The organism is Polynucleobacter sp., assembly GCF_040400325.1.
Lineage (GTDB): Bacteria > Pseudomonadota > Gammaproteobacteria > Burkholderiales > Burkholderiaceae > Polynucleobacter.
Genome location: NZ_JBBAQK010000013.1, coordinates 12,752 through 38,395, shown reverse-complemented (window position 1 = coordinate 38,395; position 25,644 = coordinate 12,752). Strand labels below are relative to the sequence as shown.

Here is a 25,644-nt window from a genome sequence, read left to right as displayed (position 1 = left end):
AAAATTTAGCCCATGGATCTAATTTTGTTAGCTAAAGCGGTAATTCTGGGGATAGTAGAGGGCTTAACAGAGTTTTTGCCCATCTCTAGTACGGGACACCTGATTTTGGTTGGGGATTTATTGGACTTCAATGACGATCAAGGCAAGGCGTTTGAAGTCATTATTCAGTTCGGTGCAATCTTGGCAGTGTGTTGGGAATTTCGACATAAGCTCATCAGTGTTGTTACCTCATTGAAGACTAGCCCACTAGCGAGGCGTTTTGTCTTGAATCTTGTGATTGCCTCTGTTCCGGCAATGGGTTTAGCTTTCTTATTTGGTAAATATATAAAAGAAGTTTTATTTGCCCCTATTCCAGTGGCGACGGCTTTTATTGTCGGCGCCCTTGTGATTTTCTGGGCAGAACACCGTCAGCTTCATTTAAGCCCTTCAGAAAGAGTAATTCATACGGTAGATGACCTCACTCCATTGGATGCCCTAAAGGTAGGCTTAGCCCAATGTGCTGCCTTGATTCCGGGTACCTCTCGGTCTGGTGCAACGATTATTGGTGGCATGCTGTTTGGTATTCCAAGAGTAGTTGCTACTGAATTCTCTTTTTTCTTAGCCATCCCAGTGATTGGTGGTGCAACGGCTTATGAGTTACTAAAGATTTGGAACTCACCGGTTACTTTTACTGGCGCTTATAGTTTGGCGATTGCAGTAGGTTTTATTTCAGCTTTCATCTCTGCATTTATTTGTGTGCGCTGGTTAATACGCTATGTTGGACACCATAACTTTGTGCCATTTGCTTGGTACCGAATTGTATTTGGCTTGTTAGTGCTCATTACAGCATATACAGGTTTGATAGCTTGGTCTCATTAATCAACTACTAGCCTCTTAGGAAATCAATATGGATGTCACCATTGACGCGATTACCAATAATATTCAGCTGGCATTAGCACCTGTTTTTTTATTAACCGCTGTCGCCACTCTGATTAATGCTATTTCATCGCGCCTGGCAAGATCAGTAGATCGCATGCGTGCGATTAATAAATTAATGCATAGCGATCATCATTTTTCAGATTCTGCCCGTCAACAAATGCTGCTTGAGGCGAGTGAAGCAAAGATGCGAGGTCGTTTATGTACCGTAGCAATTTTTTTTGATGTTTTAAGCGGCCTATTTATCTCGCTGACAGTTTTAGAGCTCTTTTTCTTCCAAGCGGGGGCGGTACGTTCTTTGCATGCACCTTATGTTATTTGGACATTTGTTCTGGGATTAGTCGCTTTTATGACCTCTTTGGGCTGCGTTTTGGCTGAAATCATCTATGCCTATCGGTCAGCTAGCTGGGATTCACCTCACAGCTAGCCCCCTCAAAACGTTAAAATTGGTAGAACTTTAATTAAAGATAAGCGAAATGAAGAAAATTCTCATTACTGGCGGCGCAGGCTTTTTGGGCTCACATCTCACTGAAAGACTCCTCAAGGATGGGAACGAGGTTTTAGTAGTCGACAATTTCTTTACCGGCACTAAGCAAAATTTAACGCACTTACTGTCAAATACCAATTTAGAAGTGATGCGCCACGATGTTACCTTTCCTCTGTATGTAGAAACTGATCAGATTTATAACTTAGCGTGTCCAGCATCCCCAGTGCATTATCAATACGATCCAGTACAAACTACCAAGACGAGTGTGCATGGTGCGATCAATATGCTGGGTTTAGCTAAGCGGACCCGCGCGCGTATTTTGCAAGCATCGACGAGTGAGGTGTATGGCGATCCAGAGGTACATCCTCAGCCAGAAGAATATTGGGGCAGAGTCAATCCTATCGGCATTCGCTCTTGCTATGACGAAGGCAAGCGCTGTGCAGAAACATTGTTTTTTGACTACTACCGCCAGCACGGTCTTGATATCAAAGTCATGCGTATCTTTAATACTTATGGCCCACGCATGAATCCCCAAGACGGTCGAGTGGTCAGTAATTTTATTGTTCAGGCGCTTCAGGGCAAAGACATTACTATTTATGGCGATGGTCAACAAACGCGTAGCTTTTGTTACGTGGATGATTTAATTGAAGCCTTTGTTCGCATGATGAATTCTGAAAAAGGCTTCACAGGTCCAGTCAACACTGGTAACCCAGGTGAATTTACGATGTTGCAGTTAGCGGAAACCATTTTGAAGATCTCTGGAAGTAAATCAAAATTGGTTTTTGAGCCACTACCTGCAGATGATCCTAAGCAGCGTCAACCCAATATTGAATTAGCAAAAGCCAAGCTGGGTTGGGAGCCAAAAGTGAATCTTGAAGACGGCCTCAAAGAGACCATTGCCTACTTTAGGAAGGTATTGGCTTAGCTTGTCGCATCCAGTTGAGCGTATTCGCTCATTTGTCTTAAGGGCGGGCAGAACTACTGCAGGTCAACAACGCGCAATAGATCAGCTGGGCCCGCAATTTTTAATTCCTTTTCAAGAAGAACAGATTGATCTTCCAGCGATTTTTGCAGGATCGATAAAACCGAAGATTCTAGAAATTGGTTATGGTATGGGCGAGACTACTGCCAAAATTGCCGCACTTCGAACCGATGATGATTTTTTAGCGATTGAAGTGCATACGCCTGGGGTAGGCGCTCTTCTAAAACTCATTGGCGAAGGCCAACTCACCAATCTCAGATTAATTCAACATGATGCAGTTGAAGTGCTTGAGCAAATGCTTTCAGAAAACACTTTGGATGGTATCCATATTTACTTTGCAGATCCTTGGCATAAGAGGCGTCATCACAAGCGCCGGCTGATTCAAGCTGGCTTTATAAAGCTGCTGGTTACTCGCTTAAAGCCAGGGGGCTACATCCATTTAGCAACCGACTGGCATAACTATGCAGAGCAAATGTTACTCGTTCTTAATGCAGAAGCCAGTTTGCAAAATATGTCTAGTGAGCAGGTTGGGATTGAGACATTCATTGAGACGGATATCGCCCAATTCGATCAGTCTGTAAATGAATTTAAGCCCACGCTTGAGCAACTCAAAGCAATGCATGCAGGATATGTTGAAAGACCAGCCTATAGACCTACTACTAAGTTTGAGAACCGTGGCATCAAGCTAGGCCACGGTGTTTGGGATTTAGTCTATAGAAAAAAATGAAGGAAAAATATTTAGAGCGTAATACAAACGTATTTCAACTCTAAGTACTCATCCATACCAAAGACGCTACCTTCTCTGCCTAAGCCGGATTGCTTGACTCCGCCAAAAGGTACGACTTCATTCGCGAGGATGCCGCTATTCACACCGACCATACCGTACTCCAAGGCTTCAGCAACCTTCCAGATGCGACCGATATCGCGGCTATAGAAGTAAGAGGCTAGACCATATTGGCTGTTATTCGCTAGCTCTACAACTTCATCATCACTTTCAAAAGGAATAATCGGCGCAACTGGACCGAAAGTTTCTTCATAAGTGATGAGCATATTGCTAGAGACGTTTGCCAAAATGGTAGGCTCATAAAAAGTACCACCCAAAGGGGAAGGCTTGCCACCAGTAATCAGCTTAGCTCCCTTGCTAAGAGCATCGGCAATATGGCGCTCTACTTTTTCAAGGGCAGCATGATCGATCAAAGGACCCTGGGAAACACCAGCATCCATACCGTTACCCACTTTGATGGTTTGTACAGCCTTAGAGAACTTCTCTACAAACACGTCATGGACCTTTTTGTGAACGTAGATACGATTGGCGCAAACACAGGTTTGACCTGAGTTACGGTATTTAGAGGCCATTGCCCCAGTGACCGCTGCATCAATATCAGCATCTTCAAAGACGATGAAAGGAGCATGACCACCAAGTTCAAGGCCAAGCTTCTTCACGGTAGGTGCGCATTGAGCCATCAAAATACGACCAACTTCAGTTGATCCTGTAAAGGAGAGGTGACGCACAATCGGAGAGGCGCACAGCGTTTTACCAATGGCTACAGAACGATCAGCATCGGCAGTGATGATATTCACAACACCCTCTGGAATACCAGCACGAATGGCAAGTTCTGCGAGAGCTAAAGCAGATAAAGGGGTTTGCTCTGCAGGCTTGATCACAATCGTACAGCCGGCTGCCATGGCTGGAGCAATTTTGCGAGTGATCATGGCATTGGGGAAATTCCAGGGTGTAATGGCTACACAAACACCAACCGGTTGCTTGAGAACCATAAAACGTTTATCGCCCCAAATTGTGGTGGGGATAGTTCCTGAGACTCGTTTAGCTTCTTCTGCGTACCATTCAATAAACGAGGCACCATACACCACTTCACCAGAAGATTCAGCAAGGGGTTTACCTTGCTCTAATGTCATCAAAATAGCGAGGTCATCTTTATTTTGCAAAATGAGATCAAACCATTTGCGCATAAAACCAGCACGTTCTTTACCAGTAATCCCTTTCCATTTTGGAAAGGCTGCATTTGCAGCAGCGATTGCTTTTTCTGCATCAGCTGCATCAAGGTTAGCAACCTGCGCAATGATTTCGTTATTAGCGGGGTTGTTAATTGGAAAAGTGGCGCCAGATCCAGACTTCACCCATTTACCGTTGATGAAGGATTCTTCTTTAAATAGGCTAGGATCTTTGAGAAGTTTGCGAATATCGATTGTTTGCATAGTGAACTTTAAATAAGTACAGATTTGAGGGAACAAAAGATCATTTTATATCTCAGCAGTCTTCTTTGCAGGATTTAATGAATCTCTGGTTCTCCAGTTTTACCGCTTCCTTTTGAGCTTCCTGAAGGGGTAGAACTCACTTGGGTTTCCAAAAAGTCAAAGTCACAGCCTTTATCAGCTTGTTGTATGTGCTGTAGATAGAGTTTGCCGAAGCCACGCTCAAATTTTGGTGGCGGAGCTACCCATGCCGCCTTACGTTTGGACATTTCCGCATCAGAAATTAAGACATTTAATTTACGAGCGGGTACATCTAACTCAATCAGGTCGCCATCTTGCACAAAAGCTAATGGACCACCAATATAAGATTCAGGGGTCACATGCAATACACACGCGCCATAACTTGTGCCGCTCATGCGGGCATCAGAAATCCGAACCATATCTCGTACGCCTTGCTCTAGCAGCTTTTTAGGAATTGGTAATTGTCCCCACTCGGGCATCCCAGGGGCGCCCTGAGGGCCAGCATTTTGAAGCACGATCACGGAGTTGGCATCAATTTCTAGATTAGGTAAATCGATCCGAGCTGATAAGTCTTCATAATTCTTGAAGACCACGGCATTACCGGTGTGCTTTAGTAAATGGCTTTCAGCAGCAGGCGGCTTAATGACTGCGCCATCTGGGGCAAGATTACCTTTGAGAATCGCTAAGCCATCACTTTTAACCATGGCGTTCTCTACAGAGCGAATCACATCATCATTAAATATTTCTGCATTAGCGATGAGTTCACCGATGGTTTTTCCATCAACGGTTTTTTCCTTGAGATTCAGAAAACTACCAAGTTGCTTTAAGAGGGCACGAAGACCGCCTGCATAGAAGAAATCTTCCATGAGATATTTACCAGATGGCCTTATATTGGCAAGAACGGGTATCTTACGAGCCAATTCATCAAAGCGCTCTAAGGTGAGGTTAAAGCCAGCACGTTTTGATAAAGCAATTAAATGGACGGCAGCATTAGTAGATCCTGATAAAGCTAAGGTAGTCATCACAGCATTATCAAAAGAGGCAGCAGTCAAGATATCAGAAGGTTTGAGATCTTCCCATGCCATTTCAACGATGCGACGACCAGTTTGGGTGGCCATCTGCGCATGCCTGGAGTCTGGTGCTGGTATAGAGGCGTATCCAGATAAAGATAAGCCCAGAGCCTCCACTGTGCTTGTCATTGTTGAGGCGGTACCCATGGTCATGCAGTGACCAGGTGAGCGTGCAATACCATTCTCAATTTCAGCCCAATCGTCCTCAGTAATATTTCCAGCGCGTAGCTCAGCCCAATATTTCCAAACATCACTACCGCTACCTAAAAACTGACCACGATAGTCGCCGCGTAACATTGGACCTGCAGGCATAAATATGGTGGGTAGGTCCATACTGATCGCACCCATCAACAGCGCAGGTGTAGTCTTATCGCAGCCACCCATTAAAACGCACGCATCAGCAGGATAAGAGCGGAGTAATTCTTCTGTCTCCATCGCTAATAGATTTCGATACAACATCGTCGTCGGTTTTTGAAATGGTTCGGATAAGCTGATTGCTGGCATTTCCACTGGGAAGCCACCGGCCTGCCAAATACCTCTTTTGACTTCCTCGGCACGTTGACGAAAATGACTGTGACAGGGATTGATGTCACTCCAGGTATTAATGATGGCAATCACCGGTTTACCTGCATAGTCACTGCGGCTATATCCCATTTGCGCAGTGCGTGAACGATGTCCAAAACTACGCATATCTTTTACGCCATACCAACGATGGCTTCGGAGTTCTTCAGGTTTTTTACGCTTCGTACTTATCATTGAATGTATGTTTGTTAATTGGTTAATTGTCTAAGGTATTGTGTAGCATTGAACATACCACTGATGATTTATTCGATTGAGGCGCCAGATGCTTTGATAACAGATACCCAGCGATCATTTTCAGACTTTATAAATGCTGCAAACTCTGCAGAAGAGCGTTCTGTAATCGGAGTACCTGCTTTTTCTAGGCGCTCGCGTACATCTGGGTTAGCTAAGGTTTTCTTGAGGGCGGCCTGTAATTTTTGTACGACATCCTTAGGCATCCCTGCAGGGCCCACTATTCCTTGCCATCCTGAGGTTTCTAATTCAGTAAATCCTGACTCACGCATAGTGGGCACATTGGGTAAATCTTTATCCCGCGTAGGGCTCGTAATCGCAATTGCTTTTAAGTTGCCTGATTGAACTTGAGGAACTAGGATGCCAGTGATATCAATCAGAATATGGGTTTGACCAGAAACTAAATCGACAATTGCTGGCGCTGATCCTTTATATGGCACATGAGTAAGCTTAGTGCCGCCAAGTGTATTCAGTAGTTCACCGTTTAAATGGGTTATGGAGCCATTACCACCGGAGGCAAAATTTGCTTTATCAGGATTCTTTTTGGCCCATTGAATAAAGGACTTCAGTGAGTCAACCGGAAGATCTCGTGGAACCACTGCAAGAAAATAGGTAGAAATAATTTGACCAATTGGAGTGAAGTCTTTCAATGGATCATATGGTTTTTTGGCCATCATGTTAGGCGCTAAAACCATGGGACCAATATTCGCTACGGCCAGGGTATAGCCATCGGGTGCAGCGCGTGTTAACTCATTTAGTGCTATGACCCCAGCAGCGCCCGGTTTATTTTCGATAATGACTTGTTGGCCAAGTGCCTCAGCAAGCTGGGGTGCAATAAGACGAGCAGTAAAGTCTACGCCTCCGCCAGGAGGAAAGCCCACTACGAGCTTAATCGGTTTATTGGGATAGTTTGATTGCGCATAACTCGGTAATATCTGAGTGAATAGCACAGTAGCCATTAAGAACAAGTATTTCCATTGTTTGAACATTGCCCCTCCTATTTTATAGTTGCTATATTGCACATACTTCTCATTAACAATGGCAATCTAGTTTGATTCTAAGGTCTTCTTTAAATTGATAACAGACTCTCGTAAAAAAGCTACATCACTACCCGCCACAATCATCTGAAAGCCCAGTTGCTTCAGATCAGGGATTGCTCTTCCTGCAAATGGAATGATGCCCACAGGAATCTTAGCCGCTTTGCATTTCGCTACAACGCCATCAATGATTTGATTCAAAGCGGCAAAATGATCTGGCCCTTCGAGGCCCATATTGGCTGATAAGTCAGTTGGGCCTACAAATACTAAATCGACCTCTGGTAGCTTGCCAATTTCTAGAGCTAAATTCATCGCATTAGCTGATTCCAATTGAATGATCATCAAGGTATCTGCATTGGCATTACTTCGATAGTCAGGATTGGTTCCATAGCCAGATGCCCTCAGAGCAGGGAGTGCTAGTCCACGATCACCTTGAGGAGGAAATTTAGCGGCACGTGAAACCTCTAGAGCAGTTTCAACACTCTCAACTCGTGGCACCATCACACCATGCGCACCGCGATCCAACACTCGCGCAATTAAACTAGGATCGGCAGATGGCACACGCACAATTGCACTTGTCTCTCGACTAAAGCCCCGCAAGATCCCAGGCAAGTCAGCTAAAGCAATGGCGCCATGCTCCATATCAATCACCACAAAATCTAATCCAATGACGGAAGCAAGTTCGGCATAGGCTGGATTGACGGTCATCATCCATGCACCACCAATCATTTTTCCTTGCTGTAGTTTTGATTTAAGTGATTTAGTAATTGAATGCATGATGTTCCTAAAAAATTAATTTAAAGATAAAAAATACTGATGCTAAAAGTTCACTAACGAGTTTATTCCAACTGCACATTAGCATTACGCGCGATTGTGCCCCACTTGATTGTCTCTTTAGCAATGAATTGTGAAAATTCATCAGGGCTTTTAGGGGATGGTTCATCACCATTAGCAGTCATTTTGCTAATAAATGTTGGGTCTGCAAGTGCTTGGCGAGTTGCTTCATTAAGCGATGCAACAATATTATTTGGAATATTTTTGGGGCCAAATAAACCCACCCAGACAGTAGAGTCAAAATTTGGAAAGCCATTCTCAGCAATTGTGGGGATATCGGCTAAACCACTTGGTCTTTTGCTGCCAGATGTGGCTAAGGCTTTTAGTTTGCCACTACCTAATAAGGGCATTGCATTTGAGATATTGGTAATCGTATATAAAGCATCTTTTGATGCAACCGCTAGGACAGATTCGGGGCCACCCTTATAGCTGACATGGGTTGCATTGGCTCCAGAAGCTTGACTAAACATTTCACCAGTTAAGTGAACCAGGGTTCCATTGCCCGTAGAGGTGTAGTTATATTTTTTTGGATTTGCCTTTAGTTCGGCGGCTAAATCTTTTGCAGTTTTACCAGGAAAATCACTGCTGACCACCAATATAAAAGGCGCTGAAGTTAATTGACTGATTGGTTTTAAATCGGTTGCTGGATCATATGGAAGATTCTTATAAATTGCTGGCTGTAAGGAGAGTTGACCAGTTGACGCTACCAGTAGGGTATAGCCATCTGGCTTTGACTTTATAAACGAGCTAATGCCGACTGTGCCTCCGGCTCCAGGAAGATTTTCAACTACAAAACTTTGGTTATATTTGGTTGAAAATCGTTTCGCAAGTTCTCTGGCGGTGAGATCTAGCGCGCCACCAGGGGTGAAGGGCACTATTATTTTGACTGGTTTATTGGGCCAATCTGAAGTTTGGGCAAAGGCATTTGAGAATGAAAATAAAACTATCAATGGAAGTAAAAATATTTTTTTCATTGGGGCTCTTCCTTAAATGAGATTTAATGTATGTCTAATGTTTTTTTGATGGATTCACTCAATATTTCCCAATTGAATCCAGGCTTTTTCGCGGCGCCAATAATGACTTCTTCTTTTCTGGCAATTAATTCAATCTTTTCTTTAATCTTCATCGCGGCATCGTGAGGAATCATCACAGCACCATGACGATCTGCATGAATTAAATCACCCGATTGAACGCTAAGACCAGCAACAGTGACATCGCAAGCAATATCCACGATATGGACATGTGCATGGCTAGGCATCACGCTTCCAGCAAGCATTTGAAAGCCAACTGCATTCATTTGGATATCTCTGATAGAGCCGTTGGTGATGACGCCTTTTGCGCCTAATCCACGATGCACATGGGAGTTGACCTCGCCCCAGAATGCGCCAAAACCAGCCCTTTCCCCATCAATATCTTGTAAAACAACAATGCTTGGCTTGGGATTTTGATCGACATATTTATACCAATTGATACGATTTTCTAACTGCTCGGCAGCACTTTTCTTGGATGGCGCAATCGCACTAACAGTCCCAGTCTTAGCATAGCCTACGATCGAAGGCAGATCAGGATAGATGCATTGCAAAGGCTCAGTTGTAAATCCATTTGTTCTATATGACGGATCAATTAATTCCAGGGCATTACAGATAGTGGGGGTATCGAATTGAGCTAGATAATTGAGCAATGCATCATCATGATTCATGGCAGAGTGATTCCTTAGTAAAAATATGGTGGCAGAGAAAATGCCAGTTGCCTATAGAGTATTAATTGACTATAGCAAAAATGAGACTTTATGAATGATTATATTTTATTAATATAATCATAAGTAACGTTAATATATTAAAAGGCGTTGTATTCCATTTGGTCATTTTTTATTAGCTTCAAAGCTAATAAAACCTAGCGCTCCTTTGCTTGATTTCAGCTTCTAGTGAACTCGAGATTTCTTGAGCTTTCTCTTGGAAGGCGATCATTGCGCTATTAACAAATTTTGTCTTTCTCCAGCATACAGCAGCAGTTCTGATTAAGAGTTCTCCCTCGATCTCTTTCGACCTTAATTGTTTTTCCTTTAATAGGGCAATTGAGCTTCCGAGTGCTAAAAGTTTTCCAGATTTAGCTATCTCTATTAGATCTCCCATGCTGGAAGCTTCCATACGAATTTCTAGGGAAGCGCCTTCTTTACGGGCCTGTGCATCAATTTTTTGGCGCATTAAAAATTGCCGATTGAGGGCTGCAAGTTCATACTTGGCTAAATATTTAAGGGTAATAGTATTCGGTAGCTCCTCGATCATTTTGATATTGCCGATCACTGAAAATTGCTCTGTAATCAGACTGCTCCACTCGAGATCAGGAAATTGATAATCTTGAGGGATGATAGCGACGTCAATAGTTCCCCCCATCAATTCGGTTAAGACCTTCTGAGCAGGTAGCTCTTGAAGCTCTATTTTGAGGCTGGGATATTCTTTTAGTAACTCCATGCAGGCTGGAAGTGCAATCGTTTTTGAATAAGTATTGGTAGCGCCAACACGCAAAGTGCCGATGATATTTCGGCTATCGTCCAGACTTTGCATCAGAGCTTCTTCGATCTGTCCAAGTAAGGGCTCAATTTTTTGGAGCAGCCCATTTCCAAATTTTGTCAAAATTAAGCTGCGCCCTCTTTTTTCGAATAGAGCTTGGTCCAGATGCCCAGCCAATTCTCTCATCTGCTGCGAAAGAGCTGATTGAGTAATGCTTAAGGCTTCAGACGCCCGCACAAAGTTGCCGGTTCGGGCAACCGTTAGAAAGCTACGCAGTAATCGCAAGTCAATCTGTTTGATATTCATAACAATGGCTTATATTTAAATTAAATTAATATAAATTTACATTATATGTTTGTTGATTTAGAGTAGCCCATGACCCTGAAATGTGAGGCAAAGCGATATGAATCTTCTCAATAGTAAAAACAGCCAATATTTATTAATGTTGATCAGTGCTTTTCTACTGTCTGGTAATGCGATTTCTCAAAATTATCCGACTAAGCCCATTCGATTGGTGGTTCCATTCCCTCCTGGGGGTCCAACAGACATCGTGGCCAGACCTTTGTCTTTACTTTTGGAAGAGCGCCTCAAGGATCAGATTGTGATTGAAAACAAGGGCGGAGCAGGAGGCTCAATTGGAGCTGATCTGGTTGCAAAGGCAGCGCCGGATGGCTACACCTTGCTGATGGGTACGGTAGGTACCAATGCAATTAATGGAAGTTTGTATAAGCAGCTGCCGTATGACATGACTAAAGATTTCACGCCCATTGCTCTAGTGGCATCAGCTCCAGTGGTGATCGCTATGAATTCAAATGATCGGATTAAGACGCTTGCAGAATTGATTGCTGATGCTCGTGCAAAACCAGATTCGATCGCTTTTGGCACGGCTGGAAATGGTACGCCTGGACATTTAACCGGAGCCTTATTTGAGTCGGTAGCTCAAGTTAAATTCAAGCACATTCCTTATAAGGGAAGCGCACCTGCTGTGACGGATTTAATTGGTGGACAGATACCCCTAGTCTTTGATCCGATCCAGTCTGTTTTGCCCCATATTATTTCTGGAAAATTACGCGCCTTAGCGGTCACTAGCAAGACACGATCTCCTCTACTACCTAATGTGCCTACAGTGGCCGAATTGGGTTATCCACAATTTGAATCAACAGCTTGGTGGGCATTATTTGCGCCAGCTAAATTGCCAGAAGCAATTACCAAAAAATTAAGGGCAACTACGGAAAGTGTGGCGCAGTCCCCAGCCTTTAAAGAGCGGCTTGGCAATCTGGGAGTCCAACCAAATACCGATTTCAAAGAAAGTTTGGCTAATTTCCAGATGAGTGAGATAGCCAAATGGGCTAGAGTCGTGCGCGATTCTGGGGCCACCATCGATTAATGAATCATAAGAGAACAAGATGAAGCTAAACGTAGAAGAAAAGGCAATGCTCGCTGGAGAATTTGGTCCAGTGAGAAAAAATGCTATTGAGCATCAGATTAAAGTAGGTGAATTTTTTGGCGCTCAAGATTTGGTGGCAGTATCTCAGGCACATATCATGGCTGATACAGAGAGTTTGGGTGAGTCAGGGGTTGAGTGGCTTGAAGGCTTGGCTCAAAATGCATTGAAAGACCGGGTTGTTCGCATTCCGACGATTACCGACCCTAGGGGTACTGATTTTACGAAAGCCAAGCAACTGGGTCAGACTGAAAAAATGCTGGAGCTGGAAAGACGTGCCATTGATGCGTTTGTGAAGATGGGGGTATCGATGACCGATACCTGTATTAATTACCAGACCATTATGGCGCCCATCTACGGTGAGCATTTGGCATTTGGAGATACAGGCGTTGTCATTTACTCAAACAGCATTTGTGGTGCAAGATCTAATTTTGAGGGTGGTCCTTCAGCATTGGCAGCAGGCCTTACTGGTAGGACGCCTCGGTATGGATATCACTTAGATGAGCATCGTAAGCCAAGCCATCGTTTTAAAACTATGTGGACTCCTAAGACTCTCAATGAATGGGGGGCCTTAGGAGGTCTGATCGGTAAAAAATCTGGGAACTATTGGGCGGTTCCCATTCTTGAGGGAATTGAAGGACATCCCGGTTCTGATGCGATGAAGCATTTTGGCGCTGCCATGGCAAGCTTTGGTTCCTCTGCACTGTTCCATATCTTGGGTATTACGCCTGAGGCTTTGCACGCTAGGGATTTAGAGTATTTGAATCTTCCTGAAGTCATTATTACTAAAGAAGAGGTAATGGGTTTACAAAATTCCTATCGCATTGCTGAAGAAGTAGATGTCATCGTCTTTTCTGCTCCTCAACTGAGTCTGATGGAGATGAAAAGTATTGCTGAACTATGTGATGGCAAAAAATTTATTAAGCCTTTACTAGCGATGACAAGCCCACAGGTTAAGCCTGATTCTGATCGCATGGGGTATACCGCAATGATTGAAAATGCAGGCGGCACAGTGTTTTCTGGAATGTGTTTTTATCAATCCTATGCTAGAGAAATTGCTGAAGCAAATGGTTGGAAAGTATTAGCGACTAATAGCGCAAAGATAGTCAATATTTTGGGTGGTTATGGCTACACACCCATGTTAGCGTCTATGGAAGATTGCGTTAATGCAGCGGTAACGGGGAGATTAAATTGAGTGGAAAAATATACAAGGCAAAACATGCGCAAGGTGAAAGCATCGAGGGCGTATGTTTAAGTGCTGCCGATGGCTTTTCAGCTCGTTATGATTTAGATCGTCTTAAGGGTGTGTTTTCACGACCAGCCCATCAATTATTTGGCCAGTCTTACAAAGATAAGATTTTAGTTTTAGATGCAGCAAAAGGTGGGGTTGCCAGCGCCTGGATGTTGTATGAAATGAAATCTCGCAACCTTTGCCCTGCAGCTATTATTTTTAATGCAGTTAATCCTATTTTGGCTCAAGGCGCTGCCCATGCTGGCATTCCGATGTTGAGTGGTTTTGACTGTGATATCACTCAAGCCATTGCGAGTGGCGCTAAATTACGAATCGATACTAAAAACCAAACTGTGGAAGTGCTCTAGAAGAAGCAGGTAGTGAGGGCTAGAGTCTTCAGCCTGCCTGTATTTCAGTACCGCGTAGTTTTTTGGCCAGGACATCTAAAACGCCATTGACGTATTTATGGCCGTCAGTACCACCAAAGGTTTTGGCTAATTCCACTGCCTCATTAATAGCCACTTTATAGGGTACTGATAAGTCGGCGGCAAGTTCATAAGTGCCAATCAGAAGGGCGGCGTGCTCAACGGGTGAAAGCTCATTAATCGGGCGATCCAGTGCAGGAGTAATGAGGGCTTCAAACTCATCTGTACGATCTAGTACACCTTCAAAAATACCCTGAAAGAGTTCTAGCTGACAACGACGAAAGGCTGGATCTTCTGCCAACTGCTTGGCAATTAAGGTTTTGTTTGGAAGACTGCCAGCACGTCGCATGACGAGGCTTTGATATATCCCTTGAAGGGCGTACTCACGAGCGCGACGACGTGGCGTCAGTGAACGCTTAGGCGTACTTGCTTTACTATCTTTTGGGGCTGAGGTATTGCTTGAAGTATTGCCAGGTTTAGACATATTCATCATTACTCTTCGTTGGAGTTGATCTCAATATCTAGATCAGGAGTCAATGCTAAAGCTAAGTTAGCCATCTCTACTACTGCTTTTGCACAGTCTGCACCTTTAATGTCAACACGAGCTTTTGCTTGCTCATCAGTATCACAAGTGAGAATGCCATTGGCGATTGGCAGACCAGATTCTAAGCAAACTCGGGTAATGCCTGCTGCTGATTCATTGGAGACTAATTCAAAGTGATAGGTTTCACCGCGTATCACAGCGCCAAGCGCTACAAGACCATCAAACTCTCCAGTCTCAGCCATCTTTTGTAATGCAAAAGGAATTTCTAGTGCACCGGGTACGGTGACGAGTTTGATATCTTCTTGGGCAACACCCAATGCAATGAGTTCATGAATGCACGCAGTTGTCAGGGCGACACAATGATCTTCATTAAAGCGTGCCTGCACAATACCAATGCGTAAATCTTGACCATTGAGGTCGATGGCTAAAACACCAACAGAATCATTATTAGAACTAGTCATGATTTACTTTTCTAAATGAGGAGCAGTGTATGGGGCATAGCCAGTCACTTCTAGCTTATAACCAGAAAGGCTTGGTACGGGAATAGGATTGGCAAGTAAACGCATCTTACCCACTCCAATATCTTTCAGAATCTGTGCACCAATGCCATAGCTTCTGAAATCAGTTTTACGTGCGAGGGGTGCAGAATTTTCAGTTTTTACGCCATTCAGTTTTTGAAACTGCGCTAACCAGTCGCTATCGTTGGGGGCAGCAATTCCTGAAGCGTTGAGTAGTACTGCAACACCGGCTTTTGATCCAGCAATTTGTTGAAGTGCTTGAACCAGAGGCCAGGAATGGTTACTGACCTTAGCATCGAGGAAGTCTAAGACGGTCACAGGCTCATGAACACGTACTAAGGTTTCTTGATCTTCAGTAGGGGTGCCATGAACCAGAGCGATATGAATGCAAGAACTTGGCTTATCGCGATAGATCACGCCTTTAAACTTCCCCCAAGGGGTGATGAAATCGCGCTCACCCTCTCGCACCACAATACTTTCATGTTGGCTGCGATATTGAATCAGGTCTGCAATACTGCCGATCTTGAGTTGATGTTCTTTAGCGAAATCTAACAAGTCAGGAAGACGTGCCATGCTGCCATCGTCTTTCATGATTTCACAAATGACAGAGGTGGGTGAGCAACCAGCCATTGCTGCAAGATCACAGCCCGCTTCAGTATGTCCTGAACGAATCAGAACACCACCTGGTTGTGCCATCAAGGGAAATATGTGACCAGGTTGAACGAGGTCACTTGGTTTTGCATGAGGCGCTACCGCAGTTTTAATTGTCAGTGCGCGGTCTGCTGCAGAAATACCGGTTGTTACTCCACTTGCTGCCTCAATCGAGACTGTGAAATTCGTACCCATCGCAGTGCCGTTATCGCGCACCATGAGGGGGAGGTTTAACTGTTGACAACGCTTGCGGGTCAGGGTCAGGCAAATCAGTCCACGACCATGTTTGGCCATGAAGTTAACGGCGTCAGCTGTCACGTGATCTGCAGCGAGTACAAGATCACCTTCATTTTCACGATCTTCTTCATCGACCAAGACGACCATCCGCCCAGCGCGGAGCTCAGCAATGATTTCCTCAGTGGAGGCGAGTTTGTTTGGCATAGCCCTCTATTTTAAGCTGATGAGGCAATTACGGTGATCTCTTACAGTAATACCCCATCTTTCTGACATGAAGAGCCCCACTGGAGTCTTTCAAAGGGTCTGGAGAATCTAGAAAATAAGGCATGCCCTGGTTTAGCCGATATTTTCCGAAAACAAAATTATTGAGCAAGGGCGCCTTACAAAAAGGTGCTCAAGAGGGATTTGTTTTGCTAGAGGTCCTCGTAGCCATGAGTCTTATTTTGGGCGTTTGGATGTCGATGGTGCAGATCTATCTCAGTTTGGCTTTACGCCAAGCTCAGTTTCAAACTCAAAAAGCAGAACTAAGAAAGGAATTGGATGTTTTTGAACGCAGTGAGCATGCCCGCTCTATCTCTACTGGTCCCGTAAAAAATGAATCTACTCGAGTGTTTAGTCGGCCTCGCGCTCTGCCTAGCGCTTCTCAATCCATTATTAAAAACAAGCGCAGATCTGGTGGCTAAACATATTCAATTTGAGAAGACACAGGCTTTAATCACTGATGGTGATAGAGCCCTGACGTTAATAGGACGAGCTATCCGTATGGCAGGATATTCTCATATTCAATCCCCCTCTGCGAAGAGTCAAAGATCAGATGCAAATCGCTTTACTCAGATTCAGAAAAAGCTAGGCTATCGCGGCTCAGACTTTCTGACAGTTAAACACGGCCTATCTGACGGTATCGATTTTGATTGCATCGGCAATGTCATTACCAAAGACCGCACTAAACATCAGTTAGCACATCAGGGCTTTCTGGTGGAGCATCAAGCTGGAGTTCCTAAAGGTGCGAAAGTGAATGGTGGCTCTTTGATGTGTCAGTCATTGGATCGGCAGGGGCGCATTCAAAATACGACTTTGATGAATGGCATCCATGGTTTGTGGATCGAGGACATTACGCCGTCAAATGGTGGTGAGCATAGGCCACAAAAGTTATACAAGATCACCTTGCAAATGACAGATGGACGCTCATTACAGCTTGAACTGCAGCGTACTTTTTCGACCAGGAACCTCTTGTGATCTTGGCTTGGGTCTTGTCTCTCTTATTGCTCGTTTCATCTTTAATAGCTTATTTAGAGCGCATGACAGCACTGGCTATTATTGAGAAAAATAGCATGACGCTTTCGCATCGCAACTTCATTGTTGCTGAAAAATCTGTATTGGAATGTGAGGAGAATATTTCTCAGCTAGCAGTACTGACGGAGAATCATTGCTTTATTCAATCAGTTGGAAAAAATATCTGGTTAATCTCTAGTAAACAAAAACCGAGTATTAAAGTACATGTTTACTTAGATGAAAAGACTGGAGCGGCGAGTCGATTAAATTGGCGGCAGTCTTTTGACTGATTTAGCTGATAAACAATTTGGTGGAAGTCTGCTAGAGCTTATGGCAGTAGTCCTGATCGTAGCCATCATGGCGGTAAGCACGATGCCGCTTTTGCAAGAGCAGATTGCTACTCGAGAGATAGATGCGATTGCCAGAAGATTTATCGCTCACGCTAATTTCGCCAGAAACCAAGCTTTGTATTTAGGCCAATCTATTTTGATCGCTCCCCGCGCAGATAATCAGTGGGAGACTGGTTGGCTAGTTTATAGTGCTTGTAGCAATAAAACCAGCGGAATAGCTTGCCTTAGTAAACATTGGTTTTCGCAAGAACAACTATTCCCGGTGTACTTTAAGGGTGGCGGAAAAGGGTTTAGTGATCCCCATTCCAGTCAAAAAGGGATTTTGTTTAATGCCGCTGGAGCTGCCAAGACTGGTCAAGGAGGCTTTGTCGCAAATCGCCTGATATTGGGTCATCGGAGAGCCTCGCATCTGGAGAGACAACTGATTATGGGAAGTGGTGGGCGTTGGCGGATTTGCGATCCCAGTACTGATTTAAAAGGCTGTAAATAAACTGATTACCCTTGAAACGAGGCTAAATTTGGCGCTGATCCACACAATCGGTTTTAATAGACCCATGTATAGCGCAGTCGACCACCAATTGATGAGAGAGGCTTTAGCCGAGGCTCAGAAAGCACTTTATTTAGCCAACCCCAATCCACGTGTGGGTTGTGTGATTGTGAAAGATAGCCAAGTGATTGGTCGTGGCTACACCCAAAGAGTAGGAGGTCCTCACGCTGAAGTCCAGGCATTGGCTGATGTCAAAGCTAAAGGATTGAGCGCTAGCAGTTCGACGATGTATGTGACATTAGAACCTTGTAGTCATACTGGACGAACCCCTCCCTGTGTTGATGCATTAATTGCAGCAAAGCCAGTGATGATAGTAGTGGCGATGTCTGATCCAAATCCCTTAGTTGCGGGTCAGGGTTTGGAGAAATTAAAGGCTGCTGGCATTGATGTGCGCTGTGGATTATTAGCGGATGATGCACAAGCACTCAATCAAGGTTTTATTTCACGGATGACTCGTGGTTTGCCATGGGTACGCCTGAAGATTGCTGCTAGCTTAGATGGAAAGACTGCTCTGCCCGATGGGCGTAGCAAGTGGATTACTGGGCCGCTAGCTCGAGCTGATGGGCATCATTGGCGTGCACAAGCTTGCGCCATTGTGACGGGAGTAGGCACTGTTAAAGAAGATGATCCTAGCTTGAATGTCAGGGACGTACAGACTGATCGTCAGCCTTGGAGAATCATTATTGATTCGAAGCTCGAGACTCCACCATCTGCCAAAATTTTGCACAATCTTGATCAATCTGGGGTCATCATTGTTTGTGCCCATTTAAATTCTGCAGAGCTGCAGCAAAAAGCGACAGCCTTTCAGGAGCGCGGTATTGAAGTGATTGAAATGGCTAATGAATATGGCAAGGTAGATTTACCGCAATTATTTTCTTATCTTGCAAAAGAGCGTGAGATGAATGAAATTCATATTGAGTCGGGCTTTAAGCTAAATGGCTCGATGCTCAGGGAAAACTGTGTAGATGAACTATTGCTCTACTACGCACCCTTCTTTATTGGTGAGGGTATCGGTATGGCGAATGTCACACCATTGCAGCAGTTGGAAGTTCGTGAGAATTGGCAAATCATCGATCAGAGCCTCTTTGGACCGGATTTACGTCTTCGCTTGATTCGGAATTAAAATCGACCCATGTTTACAGGAATCATTACTGCCGTTGGTCAAATCAAAAGCGCTCAAGAAAAGGGCGATGGTTTGCATTTGGTCGTTGAGGTACCAGCGGGCTATTTAGATGATGCGATACTTGGCGATAGTATTGCCATTCAAGGGGCTTGTATGACTGCGACCCAGTTTGAAGGCAATACCTTTACTTTGGATATTTCGCGTGAGTCATTAAGTAAGACAGTAGGATTAGATCAAACTGGTCCTGTTAATTTGGAGAAGGCCTTACGTTTAAATGATCGCTTAGGTGGACATTTAGTGAGTGGCCATGTGGATGGTGTTGGTAAGGTTTCTCACTTCTCACAAGTTGCATCGGATGCCTATGGTTCTTGGCTTCTTCGGATTGAAGCACCTAAGTCATTAGCCCCTTATTTAGCTTATAAGGGATCGATTGTGGTTAATGGTGTTTCTTTGACTGTGAATAAAACAGAAGATACAACGACCGCATGCATAGTCGATATCAATATCATCCCTCACACTCTTGAGAATACGACTCTAGGAAAACTCCAGCAGGGCGACTTAGTGAACCTTGAGATTGATTTGATTGCGCGATATGTAGCGCGCATGCTTGAGACTCAAGCAAGATAACTCAAAGGTAATGATTGCCGTTTAATTGTGGCAGTCGCATATCGAATTGGTGTGCTGTATATAAAATTTATAGGAAATCATGCTGCATATGACAGTATTGACGCAAAGACAGTGAAGATGGAAGGTATATGAAAGATTTAAGACCCATTCCTACCGAAGAAGAATATGAAGCAGCCTTGGCTGAGGCATCAGATTTTGTAGATCACGAACTATTGCCTGGTAGTAAAAAAGCATATCGGTTTGAAATGTTACTAATGTTGATTGAAGCTTATGAAGCTAAGCATTATTTTATAGCTCCACCCGATCCCATTGAAGCTATTAAGTTTCGAATGGAGCAAGCTGGATAACTCCTAAGGATATGCAGCCTAATATCAGCTTATTCGATAACGAGTTGGATCACTCAGATTGGCTTGTTTAAAGCCTACCTGCCTTAAGCGGCAAGACTCACATTCACCGCAGGCTTCTCCCAAATCATTTGCTTGATAACAAGAAACGGTTTGGGAGTAATCAACCCCAAGAGTACTTCCCAGTTCAATAATTTGAGCCTTACTCATATTGATAATCGGGGCATGTACTCGAAAGCGATTCTCGTGATTGATGGCTTCTACACCTGCTTTAGTTGCCAGATTAGCCATTTCCTCGAATGAGGCAACGTATTCAGGGCGACAGTCTGGGTAACCAGAATAATCAACAGCATTGGCGCCATAGAACACATCTAATCCACCTAAGGATTCGGCCCAACCTAGGGCTAGTGAGAGCAAGATCGTGTTGCGCGCTGGAACATAGGTCACAGGAATCTCTTGGTCCTTACCGGGTGTAGTAGGAATTGCAATAGTGGAATCTGTCAGGGCTGAACCACCAAAGCGAGTGAGGTCTAAGTTCACTACTTCGTGACGAATGACCCCCATCTTTTTTGCAATATGTTTTGCAGCAGCTAGCTCGGAAGAATGACGTTGACCATAGCTGACGGATAGCGCATACGGCGCATAACCAAGATCTTTTGCTAAGGCGAGGATGGTGCTGGAGTCGAGACCACCTGAAAACAAGATTACCGCAGGCGCATCCGATTTGCGTGGAGCAAAATGTGAAAAGGCTGCAGACAACGAAGACATTACGGATGATTACTTGGTGGCAGCAATCAGCCGTTGCGCATCTTTTGCGGTATCCGAATCAGGATACTGAGAAACAATCTCAATAAATGTTCTCTTGGCTGCTGCTTTATTGCCCATCTCTAACTGACAGTTTCCGATGGTCAACATAGCAGCAGGAAGGCGCGGATGATTTGGGTAGCGAGCAATGAGGGATTGCAATTGAGTCATGGCTCCCTTGTAATCCTTGGTGGCATATTTGCTATTGCCACCCCAGAACATCGCTAGGGGTACATATGGACTCTTGGGGAATCGAGTGATAAATGCTGAAAATTCTGAGTCAGCTTTTTTTAGACTGCCACTTTGAAATAGCTTTAAGGCATCGTCGTAAGCGCTAGTTTCAGCAGGCTGAACTGAGCCACTAACACCTTCAATTGTGACAGTGCGGGGCTCAAAATTACCAATACGACTATCGAGGTCCTTGTAATAAGTCTTTTGGCTTTTAGAAATATCTTCGCCTTGCTTCTCTATATTCTCAATCTTGCCGCGCAGTTGTGTATTTTCGGACTTGAGCTTATCAATCTGGCCTTGCAGCTCTAATTGAGTGGTGGCTAGAGATTTGCGTAGCTCTAATATGGCTTTGCGAGCATCATCATCATTAAATAGTGCCCAGGCACTTGTTGAAGTGCAGCAGAAAACAACGGCAGCACTTAAACAAAACGCTCGTGAGAGCGTTTGTTTAAACAGGGTAGAAACAATCAACATTAGTTGGTGATGTAGGCAATGTCAGCGCGGCGATTTTCTGTCCAAGCAGATTCATTGTTGCCATCTGCTTTTGGTTTTTCCTTACCAAAACTGACTGCTTCCATTTGATCATTCGATACGCCCATCAAATTTAATGATTTGCGAACAGCATCAGAACGACGTTGGCCTAATGCTAAGTTGTACTCGGCAGTGCCACGATCATCGGTGTTACCTTGAATAATGATTTTTTGCTTTGGATTAGCTTTAAGGTAGCCAGCATGAGCAGACAGCATTTTTTGATACTTGGTTTCGACTGTGTATTCATCAAGACCGAAGTAAACACTTTTCTCAAACAATGGGCTCTTAGGATCGTTCCACGGCTGTGAACCAAAGCTACTTTTTCCATCTGCAGCACCAGTACCAGTGCCATCAACATCATCTAATTTCACTCCAGATGAGCAGGCTACTAAAAGAGCGCTAGCCCCTAAGAGTGCAAATGTGGCGGCGCGTCGTGCGATTGAGAATGTCATTTTGGCTTCCTTTTTTTACAAATTAGCTAATAAATTAGTTGATAACGTTTATTTTAACCCCTTAGAGAGCTAGAACTGCCTAAATTGCTATAAAGCTTGAAGCCATCCCGCTTCAATGCCTTGTCACTAATCCATAAAAGGGCCCCAGGATGGCTGACGTACATCAGAACCTGGAATGCTCAATATCTGCTTGGTATTACCGTCAACAGACACCGCTGCTAAAACACGTCTGTTACCAACCTTGGTTGAGTAGAGAACGTACTTACCGTTGGCAGCAAAAGAAGGTGATTCATCGCTGGTCCCATCGCTTAGTGCCTGTGAGTCACCAGTGGCTAGATTCATAATGTAGAGGCGGAAAGCGCCGCCCACATTAGCGATATAGGCTAAATATTTTCCATCAGGAGAAATGCGTGGTGAAGTTACAAAGCCTTGTTTAAAGCTGACTCGTTTACCACCCTCAACTTGTTCGCCCTCTGCACTCATGCGATAAATCTGAGGATTGCCACCACGATCACTGGTGAAATAAATAGAGCGACCATCAGGAGAATATTGGGGTTCGGTATCAATTGTGTTACCACGAGTTAAGCGCTGCAAGCCTGAACCATCAGCATTGATGCTATAGATTTGCGTATTACCATCTTTGGATAAGGAGATCGCTAGCTTCTTGCCATCAGGCGACCATGCGGGCGCGCTGTTATTACCCTTTTGATTGGAGAGAGCAATGCGACGACCGGTTGCTAGTTCATGAACGTATATGACCGGTTTGCGATCTTCAAAAGATACGTAAGCAACCTTTTTACCATCAGGTGACCATGATGGAGAAATAATCGGATCACCACTAGACATGGCATTACGAATGTTTTGCCCATCGGCATCAGAGATCACAAGACGAAAACGTTTGCCGTCCTTAATCACATAGGACAAGCGTGTCGAAAAGATGCCACGTTCACCCAATAACTTCATGATGATGTCATCGGCAATTTTATGGGCAGCCGCGCGCAGATTATCAGCGCTGGAATTAATGTTTAAGCCACCAAGACTCTGGGATTTACGGATATCAAATAGTCTGTATTGAATATCAAATTGATCAGCGCCCTTTTGCACTACCGAGCCTACTACCAAAGCATTGGCTCCACGGGCAGCCCAAGCATTATAGTTTGGCGCGTCTTCGCCACTCTCGCTAGCGTTACCGTTTTCAATATTTTTAAAGTAACCACTGCGTGCTAGATCTTGACGAATGATGTCAGTGACGCTCGTAGGTAACTTGCCCTCATCTTTAAATCGCATCACAGCGATGGGATAAAGTGATTGACCAACACCAGTAATTTCAATGCTCATTTGAGCAAAGCTAGGAAGGCTCAATAAGCTCAACACACTAGCGCTGAAAATCAGAATGGTTTTTCGCAAAGTGAGGGCAATTGAATTCATCATATGGTGATATTTACTTTGGTTTTAATTTCAGTTCGGGTGTTAATGTCGGGAATTGTCCATTGTCATCGCGAGGCAAGCTCTGTGTTGCATCAATCGCGCTTAAAACAGCCTGATCCCAAGCATTATCGCCGCTACTAGAAGTCATTGTCCTAGAAAGGATAGCGCCATCAGGGGCTAAACGCACCTGAACCACGGTTTGTTTGTTGCCTTTGAAGGAATCGGCATTGAAAGTGATGTTGGCACGCACTTTCTTAATGACTTTATCGCTCCATCCAGGGGGTGCATTGCCACCCCCACCAACTCCACTGCCGACCGATCCGCCTGTGCCGCCATCATTAGTAGCCATACCTCGAAGGCTGGCGATATTGGCTTCACGTCGTTTGTCTGCCTCGGCATTCGCTTTAATTTGTGCGGGAGTCAGTGCAGCTGGTTTTAGAGCTTCTACCTTTTTAGGGGGCTCTACTTTTTTAGGTACTTCTTTTGGAGGAGCCGCTTTTACTGGCTTAGGTGGCTCTTTAACCACCTCTTTTTCTTTTTTAGGTGGTTCTTTTTCTACTGGTTTTTTCTTCACAACAATATCGGCCGCTTCTTCTTTCATTTCTGTTTTGAGTTCCGGAGCAGGAGGTGTTTCAACTTGTTGTGTTGAATCCCAAAGCTCTACTTCAATTCCAGCTGGAGTGCTGTTATTCCAACTAATGCCGATGACAAGAAAGGCTACTAAACCTAAGTGTGCAATTAATGAAAAGGTAAAGGCGCGTTTAGTACTTTCTTCTTTGGTGAGTCGACCGCGTTCACGATCAGGCAGATCGCCACCCCTTTGCCCAAATGGATTTTGAGAGAGTTGCGCGCTTGTCATGACTTATGAAGATGCAGTGCAGGCTAAATTCAAGGGGCTTATTGACTCTTTACTGCCAGGCCAACTCGCTTGACACCATTCTCTTTGAGTTTGGACATGACATCCATCACCACTTCATATTTAATAGACTTATCAGCAGCCAGCACAACAGGCTGTTCTGCAGACTTCTCAGCTTGTGCCCTTGCAAATGCACCAAGTTCAAATTTATCGAGTGTTTGAACAGGCTCACCATCTTTGCGAACAATCACTTTTTCATTCGCGTCAATCGTTAAGAAAACCGGCGGGAGTGATTGCACCTTAGCGCCACCTACCGTAGGTAGGTTCACCACTCCTGGATTGACCATTGGTGCAGTAACCATGAAGATTACTAATAGCACCAACATCACATCAATATATGGAACCACATTGATGTCAGACATTGCCCGACGTTTGGATTTACGCAATGAGGAGGTGGCCATGACTTATTTTGCTCTTATCGACCAGCAGTCTGACGTTGCAAAATATTCGTGAACTCTTCAATAAAAGTTTCAAAACGAATAGAGAGACGATCCACATCCGTTGCTGCGCGGTTGTAAGCAACCACCGCAGGAATCGCAGCAAACAAACCAATCGCTGTTGCAATCAAAGCTTCGGCGATACCAGGCGCTACTGCAGCTAAGGTTGCGTTTTGTACATTCGATAGCCCGCGAAAGGAATTCATAATTCCCCAAACCGTTCCAAACAAACCGATGTAAGGAGAAACGGAGCCAACTGAAGCCAAGAAAGGAAGATTTGCTTCTAAAGCATCCATTTCACGTTGGTAGGTTGCTTTCATGGCACGGCGAGCTGCATCAATCTCACGAACCTTTAAAAATTCCTGCATGCCTGCTTCGAAGATGTGTTCTAGAACAGCATCACTGCGGGTATTACGTTGCGCTGACTCTAGGAGGGTACCCAAGTCACCACCTGACCAGAAATCACGCTCAAAACGCTCTGTATCCCTTCTGACGCCCCTCAAAATGGCTGTTTTCTTAAAAATGATGGTCCAAGAGGCAATTGACATGCCAATTAATAACAACATTACTAGCTGGACTAATAGGCTGGCATTGAGGATAAGGGAGAGAAGCGAAAGGTCTTGTGTAGTGGTCATGGTGAGTTTTGTAT

General features: G+C 44.4%; 31 protein-coding genes and 1 pseudogene. 15 read left to right on the top strand and 17 right to left on the bottom strand.

Annotation, left to right across the window (positions count from 1 at the left end; genetic code table 11):
- Positions 1-12: 12 nt before the first annotated feature.
- The 4 genes from ABWP14_RS09715 to trmB are packed head-to-tail and all read left to right on the top strand — an operon-like array spanning position 13 to position 3,111.
- The gene (locus tag ABWP14_RS09715) at positions 13-858 is read left to right on the top strand and encodes an undecaprenyl-diphosphate phosphatase (RefSeq protein ID WP_353202771.1); all 846 of its coding nucleotides are present in this window, start codon (positions 13-15) and stop codon (positions 856-858) included.
- 28 nt (positions 859-886) lie between these two features.
- Entirely contained in the window at positions 887-1,342 is a 456-nt protein-coding gene (locus ABWP14_RS09710; protein ID WP_353202770.1) for a DUF2721 domain-containing protein, read from the top strand.
- 49 nt (positions 1,343-1,391) lie between these two features.
- Positions 1,392-2,327 (top strand): UDP-glucuronic acid decarboxylase family protein, encoded by a 936-nt coding sequence (locus ABWP14_RS09705; RefSeq protein WP_353202769.1) that lies wholly within the window; start codon positions 1,392-1,394, stop codon positions 2,325-2,327.
- 1 nt (position 2,328) lies between these two features.
- Positions 2,329-3,111: a tRNA (guanosine(46)-N7)-methyltransferase TrmB gene (trmB, locus tag ABWP14_RS09700; protein WP_353202768.1), complete on the top strand. Its 783-nt coding sequence runs from the start codon at positions 2,329-2,331 to the stop codon at positions 3,109-3,111.
- Between the two features lie 11 nt (positions 3,112-3,122).
- Here the strand turns inward: trmB and ABWP14_RS09695 are convergent, their stop codons facing one another.
- From ABWP14_RS09695 to ABWP14_RS09665, 7 genes are all read right to left on the bottom strand, one after another.
- Positions 3,123-4,601 (bottom strand): NAD-dependent succinate-semialdehyde dehydrogenase, encoded by a 1,479-nt coding sequence (locus tag ABWP14_RS09695; protein ID WP_353202767.1) that lies wholly within the window; start codon positions 4,599-4,601, stop codon positions 3,123-3,125.
- A 74-nt stretch (positions 4,602-4,675) separates the two neighbouring features.
- Positions 4,676-6,445 (bottom strand): L-arabinonate dehydratase, encoded by a 1,770-nt coding sequence (araD, locus tag ABWP14_RS09690; RefSeq protein ID WP_353202766.1) that lies wholly within the window; start codon positions 6,443-6,445, stop codon positions 4,676-4,678.
- A 68-nt stretch (positions 6,446-6,513) separates the two neighbouring features.
- Entirely contained in the window at positions 6,514-7,491 is a 978-nt protein-coding gene (locus tag ABWP14_RS09685; protein WP_353202765.1) for a Bug family tripartite tricarboxylate transporter substrate binding protein, read from the bottom strand.
- Between the two features lie 57 nt (positions 7,492-7,548).
- Positions 7,549-8,316, bottom strand: coding sequence for an HpcH/HpaI aldolase family protein (locus tag ABWP14_RS09680; RefSeq protein ID WP_353202764.1), 768 nt, complete (start codon positions 8,314-8,316; stop codon positions 7,549-7,551).
- Positions 8,317-8,378: 62 nt separating this feature from the next.
- Complete coding sequence (locus ABWP14_RS09675; protein ID WP_353202763.1) at positions 8,379-9,347, bottom strand: Bug family tripartite tricarboxylate transporter substrate binding protein; 969 nt, start codon at positions 9,345-9,347, stop codon at positions 8,379-8,381.
- A gap of 23 nt (positions 9,348-9,370) precedes the next feature.
- Complete coding sequence (locus tag ABWP14_RS09670; protein ID WP_353202762.1) at positions 9,371-10,072, bottom strand: RraA family protein; 702 nt, start codon at positions 10,070-10,072, stop codon at positions 9,371-9,373.
- A 184-nt stretch (positions 10,073-10,256) separates the two neighbouring features.
- Complete coding sequence (locus tag ABWP14_RS09665) at positions 10,257-11,189, bottom strand: LysR substrate-binding domain-containing protein (protein WP_353202761.1); 933 nt, start codon at positions 11,187-11,189, stop codon at positions 10,257-10,259.
- 97 nt (positions 11,190-11,286) lie between these two features.
- On the opposite strand from ABWP14_RS09665, the gene ABWP14_RS09660 reads away from it, so the two are divergent.
- Genes ABWP14_RS09660 through ABWP14_RS09650 form a run of 3 tightly spaced genes read left to right on the top strand, consistent with a single transcriptional unit; the run spans position 11,287 to position 13,926 of the window.
- Positions 11,287-12,270, top strand: a complete 984-nt coding sequence (locus ABWP14_RS09660) for a Bug family tripartite tricarboxylate transporter substrate binding protein (protein WP_353202760.1) — start codon at positions 11,287-11,289, stop codon at positions 12,268-12,270.
- Positions 12,271-12,289: 19 nt separating this feature from the next.
- Positions 12,290-13,522 (top strand): aconitase X, encoded by a 1,233-nt coding sequence (locus ABWP14_RS09655; protein ID WP_353202759.1) that lies wholly within the window; start codon positions 12,290-12,292, stop codon positions 13,520-13,522.
- On the top strand, positions 13,519-13,926 hold the full coding sequence (locus ABWP14_RS09650; RefSeq protein ID WP_353202758.1) for an aconitase X swivel domain-containing protein: 408 nt from the start codon (positions 13,519-13,521) through the stop codon (positions 13,924-13,926). The genes ABWP14_RS09655 and ABWP14_RS09650 overlap by 4 nt, the downstream gene beginning before the upstream one ends.
- A 28-nt stretch (positions 13,927-13,954) precedes the next feature.
- Here the strand turns inward: ABWP14_RS09650 and nusB are convergent, their stop codons facing one another.
- Genes nusB through ribBA form a run of 3 tightly spaced genes read right to left on the bottom strand, consistent with a single transcriptional unit; the run spans position 13,955 to position 16,137 of the window.
- Positions 13,955-14,467 carry a transcription antitermination factor NusB gene (nusB, locus tag ABWP14_RS09645; RefSeq protein ID WP_353202786.1) on the bottom strand — a complete coding sequence of 171 codons (513 nt, stop codon included), beginning with the start codon at positions 14,465-14,467 and terminating at the stop codon, positions 13,955-13,957.
- Between the two features lie 8 nt (positions 14,468-14,475).
- Positions 14,476-14,988 carry a 6,7-dimethyl-8-ribityllumazine synthase gene (gene ribH / locus ABWP14_RS09640; RefSeq protein ID WP_353202757.1) on the bottom strand — a complete coding sequence of 171 codons (513 nt, stop codon included), beginning with the start codon at positions 14,986-14,988 and terminating at the stop codon, positions 14,476-14,478.
- A 3-nt stretch (positions 14,989-14,991) separates the two neighbouring features.
- Positions 14,992-16,137 carry a bifunctional 3,4-dihydroxy-2-butanone-4-phosphate synthase/GTP cyclohydrolase II gene (gene ribBA, locus ABWP14_RS09635; protein WP_353202756.1) on the bottom strand — a complete coding sequence of 382 codons (1,146 nt, stop codon included), beginning with the start codon at positions 16,135-16,137 and terminating at the stop codon, positions 14,992-14,994.
- A gap of 122 nt (positions 16,138-16,259) precedes the next feature.
- Here ribBA and ABWP14_RS09630 point away from each other — a divergent pair, with 122 nt between their 5' ends.
- From ABWP14_RS09630 to ABWP14_RS09595, 8 genes and pseudogenes are all read left to right on the top strand, one after another.
- Positions 16,260-16,616 (top strand): hypothetical protein, encoded by a 357-nt coding sequence (locus tag ABWP14_RS09630; RefSeq protein WP_353202755.1) that lies wholly within the window; start codon positions 16,260-16,262, stop codon positions 16,614-16,616.
- Positions 16,609-17,169, top strand: coding sequence for a hypothetical protein (locus ABWP14_RS09625; RefSeq protein ID WP_353202754.1), 561 nt, complete (start codon positions 16,609-16,611; stop codon positions 17,167-17,169). Before ABWP14_RS09630 ends, ABWP14_RS09625 begins: the two co-directional genes overlap by 8 nt.
- Positions 17,166-17,495 (top strand): hypothetical protein, encoded by a 330-nt coding sequence (locus ABWP14_RS09620; RefSeq protein ID WP_353202753.1) that lies wholly within the window; start codon positions 17,166-17,168, stop codon positions 17,493-17,495. The genes ABWP14_RS09625 and ABWP14_RS09620 overlap by 4 nt, the downstream gene beginning before the upstream one ends.
- Positions 17,488-18,045: a pilus assembly FimT family protein gene (locus tag ABWP14_RS09615; protein ID WP_353202752.1), complete on the top strand. Its 558-nt coding sequence runs from the start codon at positions 17,488-17,490 to the stop codon at positions 18,043-18,045. The genes ABWP14_RS09620 and ABWP14_RS09615 overlap by 8 nt, the downstream gene beginning before the upstream one ends.
- A gap of 64 nt (positions 18,046-18,109) precedes the next feature.
- A complete protein-coding gene (gene ribD / locus ABWP14_RS09610) occupies positions 18,110-19,225 on the top strand; it encodes a bifunctional diaminohydroxyphosphoribosylaminopyrimidine deaminase/5-amino-6-(5-phosphoribosylamino)uracil reductase RibD (protein WP_353202751.1) in 1,116 nt (371 codons plus the stop codon).
- 9 nt (positions 19,226-19,234) lie between these two features.
- Positions 19,235-19,852 (top strand): riboflavin synthase, encoded by a 618-nt coding sequence (locus ABWP14_RS09605; RefSeq protein ID WP_353202750.1) that lies wholly within the window; start codon positions 19,235-19,237, stop codon positions 19,850-19,852.
- A gap of 15 nt (positions 19,853-19,867) precedes the next feature.
- Positions 19,868-19,984: pseudogene (locus tag ABWP14_RS09600) on the top strand (type II toxin-antitoxin system HigB family toxin); the annotation flags it as partial.
- Complete coding sequence (locus tag ABWP14_RS09595) at positions 19,981-20,199, top strand: hypothetical protein (RefSeq protein ID WP_353202749.1); 219 nt, start codon at positions 19,981-19,983, stop codon at positions 20,197-20,199. The pseudogene ABWP14_RS09600 and the gene ABWP14_RS09595, both read left to right, overlap by 4 nt.
- Before the next feature lie 24 nt (positions 20,200-20,223).
- Here the strand turns inward: ABWP14_RS09595 and queC are convergent, their stop codons facing one another.
- The 7 genes from queC to tolQ all read right to left on the bottom strand — a co-directional run bounded on the left by queC (position 20,224) and on the right by tolQ (position 25,630).
- Positions 20,224-20,964 (bottom strand): 7-cyano-7-deazaguanine synthase QueC, encoded by a 741-nt coding sequence (gene queC, locus ABWP14_RS09590; RefSeq protein ID WP_353202748.1) that lies wholly within the window; start codon positions 20,962-20,964, stop codon positions 20,224-20,226.
- Between the two features lie 9 nt (positions 20,965-20,973).
- Complete coding sequence (gene ybgF, locus ABWP14_RS09585; RefSeq protein ID WP_502930178.1) at positions 20,974-21,702, bottom strand: tol-pal system protein YbgF; 729 nt, start codon at positions 21,700-21,702, stop codon at positions 20,974-20,976.
- Positions 21,703-21,704: 2 nt separating this feature from the next.
- Positions 21,705-22,214: a peptidoglycan-associated lipoprotein Pal gene (gene pal / locus ABWP14_RS09580; RefSeq protein WP_353202746.1), complete on the bottom strand. Its 510-nt coding sequence runs from the start codon at positions 22,212-22,214 to the stop codon at positions 21,705-21,707.
- Between the two features lie 126 nt (positions 22,215-22,340).
- Positions 22,341-23,645: a Tol-Pal system beta propeller repeat protein TolB gene (gene tolB, locus ABWP14_RS09575; RefSeq protein ID WP_353202745.1), complete on the bottom strand. Its 1,305-nt coding sequence runs from the start codon at positions 23,643-23,645 to the stop codon at positions 22,341-22,343.
- A gap of 10 nt (positions 23,646-23,655) precedes the next feature.
- Entirely contained in the window at positions 23,656-24,501 is an 846-nt protein-coding gene (locus tag ABWP14_RS09570; protein ID WP_353202744.1) for an energy transducer TonB, read from the bottom strand.
- Between the two features lie 38 nt (positions 24,502-24,539).
- Positions 24,540-24,959 (bottom strand): protein TolR, encoded by a 420-nt coding sequence (gene tolR / locus ABWP14_RS09565; RefSeq protein ID WP_353202743.1) that lies wholly within the window; start codon positions 24,957-24,959, stop codon positions 24,540-24,542.
- Positions 24,960-24,973: 14 nt separating this feature from the next.
- A complete protein-coding gene (tolQ, locus tag ABWP14_RS09560) occupies positions 24,974-25,630 on the bottom strand; it encodes a protein TolQ (RefSeq protein ID WP_353202742.1) in 657 nt (218 codons plus the stop codon).
- Positions 25,631-25,644: the final 14 nt, after the last annotated feature.